Genomic DNA, 7,326 nt, shown 5'->3' on the forward strand with positions numbered 1-7,326 from the left:
ACGCCCTGACGGACGGCGCTGCTATGATCGACCGCATGACCACCCGGCGCGATCAGACTGCACAGTCGTCCGCGAGGGCCGCAGGCCGAGGAGCCTGGCCCTGGCGACGCTGGCCCGTTTCCGTCTGATCGGCTGCCTGCCCGTCGCCCTCCAAGCGCCCGCGACCGTCTCCCCGACGCGTTCCGGCCCCGCCTGAACCGGCCCGGCGCACAGCCCGAACAGGGGTGTGTTCCGGCGTCAGGCCTTCCGGCCCTGGCGACCGCCCGGCCTCTCCGGCCCGTGCCCACCGTGGCAGCCCCTGGATTCCCGCACACACCGAACGGCCCGCGCGTGCCGGTCGTGCCCTGACGGGCGCGGTCCGCACAGGCCGTCTCCAGGGCTTGAGGAGGCCCCCATCGTGATCACCGAACTGGAATTCAAGAGCCTCGCCTCGCAGGGCTACAACCGCATCCCGCTGCTGTCCGAGGCCTTCGCCGACCTCGAGACGCCGCTGTCGCTCTACCTGAAGCTCGCCGGTGGCGAGAAGCACAGCTTCCTGCTGGAGTCCGTCGTCGGCGGCGAGCGTTTCGGCCGCTACAGCTTCATCGGCCTGCCGGCGCGCACCCTGGTGCGGGCCACCGGCTTCGTCACCGAGGTCGTCACCGACGGTCAGGTGGTCGAGCGCCACGAGGGCAACCCGCTGGAGTTCATCGAGGCCTACCAGCAGCGCTTCAAGGTCGCGCTGCGTCCGGGGCTGCCGCGCTTCTGCGGCGGTCTGGCCGGCTACTTCGGCTACGACGCGGTGCGCTACATCGAGCCCAAGCTGGCCCGGACGCAGAAGCCCGGCGGCCTGGACACGCCCGACATCCAGCTGCTGCAGACCGAGGAGCTGGCGGTCATCGACAACCTGAGCGGCCGCCTGTATCTGATCGTCTACGTCGACCCGGCCCAGCCCGAGGCCTACTTCCGCGGCAAGAAGCGCCTGGCCGATCTGACCGACAAGCTGCGCTACAGCGTCACCGCACCGACGGTCAAGCGCGGCCCCAGCTACGCGATCGAGCGCGAGACCAGCCGCGAGCAGCTCGAGGCCGCCGTCGAGCGCACCAAGGGCTACATCGCCGCCGGTGACTGCATGCAGGTCGTCATCGGCCAGCGCCTGAAGAAGCGCTACACCGAGAGCCCGCTGTCGCTCTACCGCGCGCTGCGCTCGCTGAACCCGTCGCCCTACATGTACTACTACGACATGGGCGACTTCCAGATCGTCGGCGCCAGCCCCGAGATCCTGGTGCGCCAGGAGGACACGGCCGACGGCCGCAAGGTCACCATCCGCCCGCTGGCCGGCACCCGTCCGCGCGGCGCCACGCCCGAGCAGGACGCGGCGCTCGCCACCGAGCTGCAGGCCGACCCCAAGGAACGGGCCGAGCACCTGATGCTGATCGACCTCGCCCGCAACGACATCGGCCGCATCGCCAAGACCGGTTCGGTCAAGGTGACCGAGGCCTTCGCCATCGAGCGCTACTCGCACGTGATGCACATCGTCAGCAACGTCGAGGGCCTGCTGCAGGAGGGCGCGACCAGCCTCGACGTCTTCCGCGCCACCTTCCCGGCCGGCACGCTCAGCGGTGCGCCCAAGATCCGCGCGATGGAGATCATCGACGAGCTGGAGCCGGTCAAGCGCGGCATCTACGGCGGTGCCTGCGGCTACCTGAGCTTCGCCGGCGACATGGATCTGGCCATCGCGATCCGCACCGGCATCGTCCAGAACCAGACGCTGTACGTGCAGGCGGCGGCCGGCGTGGTCGCCGATTCGGTGCCCGAGCTCGAATGGAAGGAGACCGAGCACAAGGCGCGCGCCTTGCTGCGTGCCGCCGAACTGGTGGAAGAAGGCTTCTGAAGGCGACGGATCGAAGAGGAAAAACGACCATGCTGCTGATGATCGACAACTACGATTCCTTCACCTTCAACATCGTCCAGTACTTCGGTGAACTGGGCCAGGAGGTCAAGGTGGTGCGCAACGACGAGATCTCGGTCGAGGAGATCGGCGCGCTGGATCCCGAGTACCTGGTGTTCTCGCCGGGGCCGTGCTCGCCGGCCGAGGCCGGCGTCTGCGTGCCGGCCATCCAGGCCTACGTCGGCAAGCTGCCGATCCTGGGCGTGTGCCTGGGCCACCAGAGCATCGGGGCGGCGCTCGGCGGCCGCATCGTGCGCGCCCAGCGCCAGATGCACGGCAAGACCAGCACCATCACCACCGACCGCCAGGGCGTGTTCCGCGACCTGCCCGAGCAGTTCGACGTCGTGCGCTACCACTCGCTGGTGATCGAGCGCGAGACCTGTCCGGCCGAGCTGGTGGTGACGGCCACCAGCCCGGACGGCGAGATCATGGGCGTGCGCCACCGCGATCTGGCCGGCACCGACCATCCGCTGGAAGGGGTGCAGTTCCACCCCGAGAGCATCCTGTCCGAGCACGGCCACGCGATGCTGCGCAACTTCCTGCGCCGCGGCCGGGCCTGAGCGGCCGGTCCTGCGCAGCCGCTGGCATGGGCCGCAACCGCAGGCCGTCGATGGCGCCGCCGGTCCCGGCCTGCGCCGGCCGCAGCCCGGACCGGGGCCGGTCAGTGCGGCTGTCGGCGGTGCGTGGCCAGCGCCAGGCCCGCCAGGGCCAGGCCGGCCAGCGCGAAGCTGGACGGCTCGGGCACCGGCTGCGCGCTGGCCGCGCTCCAGCTGCCGCTGCGGCCGACGTCGGCGGCGTCCTCGGCCATCCAGGCCTGCAGCGTGAAGCCCGACAGGTCGAAGCCGTGCTCCGTCTCCATCGGCAGGCCGGTGGTGAAGGTCCACCGCGTGCTGGTCACGGGGGCGTACCAGGGCGAGTCGATGGTCAGCGGCTCGGCCGTCTGCAGCAGGAAGCTGACGGCGGCGTCGCCGGACATCGCGGCCGACAGGCTGCCCGTCCACGCCAGCACCTGGAACGACACCTGGCCGGCCAGCGCCGAGACATAGTCGAAGGTCCAGCTGGACGTGTCGCTGCCGGTGACCGTCACGACGGCCGTGGCATCGCTCTCGCAGTCCATGCACCAGCCGCTGTAGGTGTAGGTGCCCGGCTCTGCCAGACCGGCGGTCTGGGGCGGCATCACGACGGTGGCCTGGACGGTGGAGGCCAGACCGAGGGTGGCGAGGGCCAGCGCGAGTGCGCGCGGCAGGTGGGCAACGGACATGTTCGGGTTCCGGTGTGCGGGTCGACAGGCGACAGGGGGACCGCCCGGACGCTGTCGAGCCGCCACGGGAGAGCGCGTCGCACCGGACCGGTGCACGAACGCGCCGCGATCATGACGGAGCCGACGGCATCCGATGTCCGCAAGCGTCCCCGCAGCCAAGGGGCAAAAGGTTTCCGGATGTGTCCGGATCCGTCCTGGTCGGCGGGGCGCCCGCAGGCCGTGAGCCTGCCGCCGCCGTGGGTCCACTGGCTAGACTGGCGCACCGCGTGTGCGTCCCCTCCGATGTGGCCTGCACGGGCCGGACTTTCTTTCGACAAGAGCACGACATGACGATCAGCAACACCGACGCCCTGACCCGCGTCATCGAGCACCGCGAGATCTTCCACGACGAGATGCTGGCGCTGATGCGCCGCATCATGGCCGGCGAGATGTCGCCGGTGATGATCGCCGCGCTGTCCGTCGGCCTGCGCGTGAAGAAGGAGACCATCGGCGAGATCGCCGCCGCGGCCCAGGTCATGCGCGAGTTCGCCACGCCGGTGCCGGTGCGTGACCGCGGTCGTCTGGTCGACATCGTCGGCACCGGGGGGGATGGTTCGCACACCTTCAACATCTCCACCGCCTCGGTCTTCGTCGCCGCGGCGGCCGGCGCGCGGGTGGCCAAGCACGGCGGGCGCAGCGTGTCGTCGACCTCGGGCTCGGCCGATGCGCTGGAGGCCCTCGGCGCGCGCATCGATCTCGCCCCCGAGCAGGTCGCCGCCTGCATGGAGGAGACCGGCATCGGCTTCATGTTCGCGCCCAACCACCACGCGTCGATGAAGCATGCCGCGCCCGTGCGCAAGGAGCTCGGCGTGCGCACGATCTTCAACATCCTCGGTCCGCTGACCAACCCGGCCGGCGCACCCAACCAGCTGCTGGGCGTGTTCCATCCCGATCTGGTCGGCATCCTGGTGCGGGTGCTGCAGCGCCTGGGCAGCGAGCACGTGCTGGTCGTCCACGGCATGAACGGCATGGACGAGATCTCGCTGTCCGGCGAGACCCTGGTCGGCGAGCTCAAGGACGGCGAGGTGCGCGAGTACCGCATCCATCCGGCCGACCTCGGCCTGCCGGTCTACGACACGCGTGTGCTGCGGGTGGCCGACCGCGAGGAATCGGTGCAGTGCATCCGCCGCGTGCTGGCCGACGAGGACGGTCCGCACCGCGACATCGTGCTGCTCAACAGCGGTGCCGCGCTGTATGCGGCCGGTGTCGCCGAGTCCATCGCCGACGGCGTGCGCCGGGCCCGCGAGGTGGTGCGCAGTGGCGCCGCTGCCGAGCGGCTGGCGCAGTTCGTCGCCTGCACGCAGCGTCTGCAGGGGGCCTGAGGCCTCCCGAGGGTCCGTGCTCCGTTTTCCCCTTTCGAACCATTGCCCATGTCCGACATCCTCCAACGCATCGTCGAGGTCAAACGCCAGGAGGTGCCCGCCGCGCGTGCCCGGCGCAGCGAGGCCGCCCTGCACGATCTGGTCGCCCGGCAGAGCGCGCCACGCGGCTTCGCCGCCGCGATGCAGCGCCGGGTGGCCGACGGCCGCAGCGCCGTGATCGCCGAGATCAAGAAGGCCAGCCCCAGCAAGGGCGTGATCCGCGCCGATTTCCGTCCGGCCGAGATCGCCACCCAGTACGAGGCCGCCGGCGCCACCTGCCTGAGCGTGCTGACCGACGTGCAGTTCTTCCAGGGCGCCGATGCCTACCTGGAGCAGGCCCGCGCGGCCTGCGCGCTGCCGGTGCTGCGCAAGGACTTCATGGTCGATCCCTACCAGGTGCTGGAAGCGCGCGCCATCGGCGCCGACTGCATCCTGCTGATCGCCGCCTGCCTGTCCGATGCGCAGATGGGCGAGCTGGAGGACTGCGCGAGCGGCCTCGGCCTGGACGTGCTGGTCGAGGTCCACGACGGCGACGAACTGGAGCGGGCGCTGCGCCTGCGCACGCCGCTGGTGGGCATCAACAACCGCAATCTGCGCACCTTCGAGGTCTCGCTGCAGACCACGCTGGACCTGCGGGCCCGGGTGCCGGCCGATCGTCTGCTGGTGACCGAATCCGGCGTGCTCGCGCCGCAGGACGTGCAGACGCTGCGCGCGGCCGACATCCACGCCTTCCTCGTCGGCGAGGCCTTCATGCGGGCGGCTGATCCGGGTGCCGCGCTGGGCGCGCTGTTCGCGTGAGCCGCCGCCTGCGCCCTCCGGCGGGCACGGCCACCCTCGAAGGATTCGATCCACCGGTCGAGGCCCCGGCGGCGAGCCGGTCCGCCGCCCCTGCCGACCGGCTGTCCGTCGGCCTGGATGTCCTGCTGGCCGATGCGCCTGCCGATTGGTCGGATGTGCTGCAGGCTTGGCGGGCCGGCCCTGCCGGCCGGGCCGTGGCGGAGGCGCTCGGCCGCCGGCTGGATGCGGGGGCGGTGATCCATCCGGCCTCGCCGCTGCGGGCGCTGGCCCTGACGCCTCGGGCCCGGGTGCGTATCGTCATCCTGGGGCAGGACCCGTACCACGGCCCTGGCCAGGCCGAGGGCTTGGCCTTTTCGGTGCCGCACGGGGTGCCGCGCCCACCCAGCTTGCGCAACATCGACGTCGAGCTCGCGCGCGACCTGGGCGTACCGGTGCCGTCGCACGGTCATCTGGGCGACTGGGCACGGCGTGGCGTGCTGCTGCTGAACACCGCGTTGACGGTCGAGGCCGGCCAGGCAGGCTCCCACGCCCGGATCGGCTGGGCGCCGCTGACCGACGCCTTGATCACGGCCACGGCGGCCGATCCTGGCGTCCGGGCGTATCTCCTGTGGGGGGCGCATGCGCAGTCCAAGGCGGCCCTCATCGAGGCCGCTGGCGGTGGGCGGCATCTGGTGCTGATGGCCAACCATCCCTCGCCCTTGTCGGCCCGGCGTCCGCCGCAGCCGTTCATCGGCTGTGGCCACTTCAGCCGCCTGGCCGCCTGGTGCGCCGCTCAGGGGTTGCCGGAGCCTGACTGGCGACGCTGATGGCGGGGGCGTTGAGCCTGCGCCCCGTGCAACAGCCCCGCCGATTCGGGGCAACCCCAGGTTTTTGAAGATTTTTGTGCGAAAGGGCTTGCGCACTCAGGGTGACATGGCTATAGTTCGAAGTTCTTCGCCACGGAGGGGTGCCCGAGTGGCTAAAGGGGGCAGACTGTAAATCTGTTGGCTTACGCCTACGCTGGTTCGAATCCAGCCTCCTCCACCAGTGCGAAGAATGGCTTTTGTCCGAATGGGTGCCGCGATCAGCGGTATTCGTTTGGTAGCAAAAGCCGGTGCATCGGCCTGAAAGCGTTGCGCAACAATTCGGAGTCCTGTGAGGTCCTGATGCGGGCCTCACGGGTGGCTAGGCGGGAGTAGTTCAATGGTAGAACCTTAGCCTTCCAAGCTAATGACACGGGTTCGATTCCCGTTTCCCGCTCCAGCATCCGTCGGTGCAATGCCGATCGCTCTTTTGGTGTCGCCTGTCTGAAGGCAGTGGTCGATACTGGTCTGGATTCATCGCGAGTCCAGACCTGTGTCGATGCCCATGTGGCTCAGTGGTAGAGCACTCCCTTGGTAAGGGAGAGGTCGCGCGTTCGATCCGCGCCATGGGCACCACCCTCACACCGTACCCGTATCCTTTCACTCACTTCCTGTTCGACCGCGAGGAGCGCGCAACATGGCAAAGGGCAAGTTCGAGCGGACCAAGCCGCACGTCAACGTCGGCACGATCGGTCACGTCGACCACGGCAAGACCACGCTGACGGCAGCGATCACCACGATCCTGGCCAAGAAGTTCGGCGGTGAGGCCAAGGCCTACGACCAGATCGACGCGGCGCCGGAAGAGAAGGCTCGCGGCATCACGATCAACACCGCGCACGTCGAGTACGAGACGGAGAACCGTCACTACGCGCACGTGGATTGCCCGGGTCACGCCGACTACGTGAAGAACATGATCACGGGTGCCGCCCAGATGGACGGCGCGATCCTGGTGTGCTCGGCCGCTGACGGCCCGATGCCCCAGACCCGCGAGCACATCCTGCTGGCCCGTCAGGTCGGCGTGCCGTACATCATCGTCTTCCTGAACAAGTGCGACATGGTCGACGACGCCGAGCTGCTCGAGCTCGTCGAGATGGA

At 69.7% G+C, this 7,326-nt stretch carries 7 protein-coding genes and 3 tRNA genes; 9 read left to right on the forward strand and 1 reads right to left on the reverse strand.

The features are described from left to right. Nucleotides 1–397 precede the first annotated feature (397 nt). Together trpE and AACH11_RS23365 are read left to right on the forward strand one after the other, a co-directional pair. Nucleotides 398–1,873: an anthranilate synthase component I gene (gene trpE / locus AACH11_RS23360; RefSeq protein ID WP_341376695.1), complete on the forward strand. Its 1,476-nt coding sequence runs from the start codon at nucleotides 398–400 to the stop codon at nucleotides 1,871–1,873. A 29-nt stretch (nucleotides 1,874–1,902) separates the two neighbouring features. Next, nucleotides 1,903–2,490 (forward strand): anthranilate synthase component II, encoded by a 588-nt coding sequence (locus AACH11_RS23365; RefSeq protein ID WP_341376696.1) that lies wholly within the window; start codon nucleotides 1,903–1,905, stop codon nucleotides 2,488–2,490. Nucleotides 2,491–2,591: 101 nt separating this feature from the next. Here the strand turns inward: AACH11_RS23365 and AACH11_RS23370 are convergent, their stop codons facing one another. Further along, on the reverse strand, nucleotides 2,592–3,191 hold the full coding sequence (locus tag AACH11_RS23370; RefSeq protein ID WP_341376697.1) for a PEP-CTERM sorting domain-containing protein: 600 nt from the start codon (nucleotides 3,189–3,191) through the stop codon (nucleotides 2,592–2,594). Nucleotides 3,192–3,517: 326 nt separating this feature from the next. On the opposite strand from AACH11_RS23370, the gene trpD reads away from it, so the two are divergent. The 7 genes from trpD to AACH11_RS23405 form a co-directional block, all read left to right on the forward strand. Next, a complete protein-coding gene (gene trpD, locus AACH11_RS23375) occupies nucleotides 3,518–4,552 on the forward strand; it encodes an anthranilate phosphoribosyltransferase (protein WP_341376698.1) in 1,035 nt (344 codons plus the stop codon). 48 nt (nucleotides 4,553–4,600) lie between these two features. Further along, a complete protein-coding gene (trpC, locus tag AACH11_RS23380; RefSeq protein WP_341376699.1) occupies nucleotides 4,601–5,389 on the forward strand; it encodes an indole-3-glycerol phosphate synthase TrpC in 789 nt (262 codons plus the stop codon). 101 nt (nucleotides 5,390–5,490) lie between these two features. Next, entirely contained in the window at nucleotides 5,491–6,195 is a 705-nt protein-coding gene (locus AACH11_RS23385; RefSeq protein ID WP_423228808.1) for a uracil-DNA glycosylase, read from the forward strand. A gap of 134 nt (nucleotides 6,196–6,329) precedes the next feature. After that, nucleotides 6,330–6,415 (forward strand) — tRNA-Tyr (locus AACH11_RS23390). A gap of 142 nt (nucleotides 6,416–6,557) precedes the next feature. Further along, a tRNA-Gly gene (locus tag AACH11_RS23395) sits at nucleotides 6,558–6,631 on the forward strand. A gap of 101 nt (nucleotides 6,632–6,732) precedes the next feature. Further along, nucleotides 6,733–6,807, forward strand: a tRNA-Thr gene (locus AACH11_RS23400). A 61-nt stretch (nucleotides 6,808–6,868) separates the two neighbouring features. Then, a partial coding sequence (locus AACH11_RS23405; RefSeq protein ID WP_341376700.1) for a GTP-binding protein occupies nucleotides 6,869–7,326 on the forward strand: 458 nt, incomplete at its 3' end.

This window comes from Pseudaquabacterium rugosum (assembly GCF_038066575.1).
Taxonomy (GTDB): domain Bacteria; phylum Pseudomonadota; class Gammaproteobacteria; order Burkholderiales; family Burkholderiaceae_C; genus Pseudaquabacterium; species Pseudaquabacterium rugosum.

Bases quoted from the DNA above. Each gene is read 5' to 3' on its own strand.
- AACH11_RS23365 (WP_341376696.1), top strand. From the start codon at position 1,903: ATGCTGCTGATGATCGACAACTACGATTCCTTCACCTTCAACATCGTC.
- AACH11_RS23370 (WP_341376697.1), bottom strand. From the start codon at position 3,191: ATGTCCGTTGCCCACCTGCCGCGCGCACTCGCGCTGGCCCTCGCCACC.
- trpD (WP_341376698.1), top strand. From the start codon at position 3,518: ATGACGATCAGCAACACCGACGCCCTGACCCGCGTCATCGAGCACCGC.
- trpC (WP_341376699.1), top strand. From the start codon at position 4,601: ATGTCCGACATCCTCCAACGCATCGTCGAGGTCAAACGCCAGGAGGTG.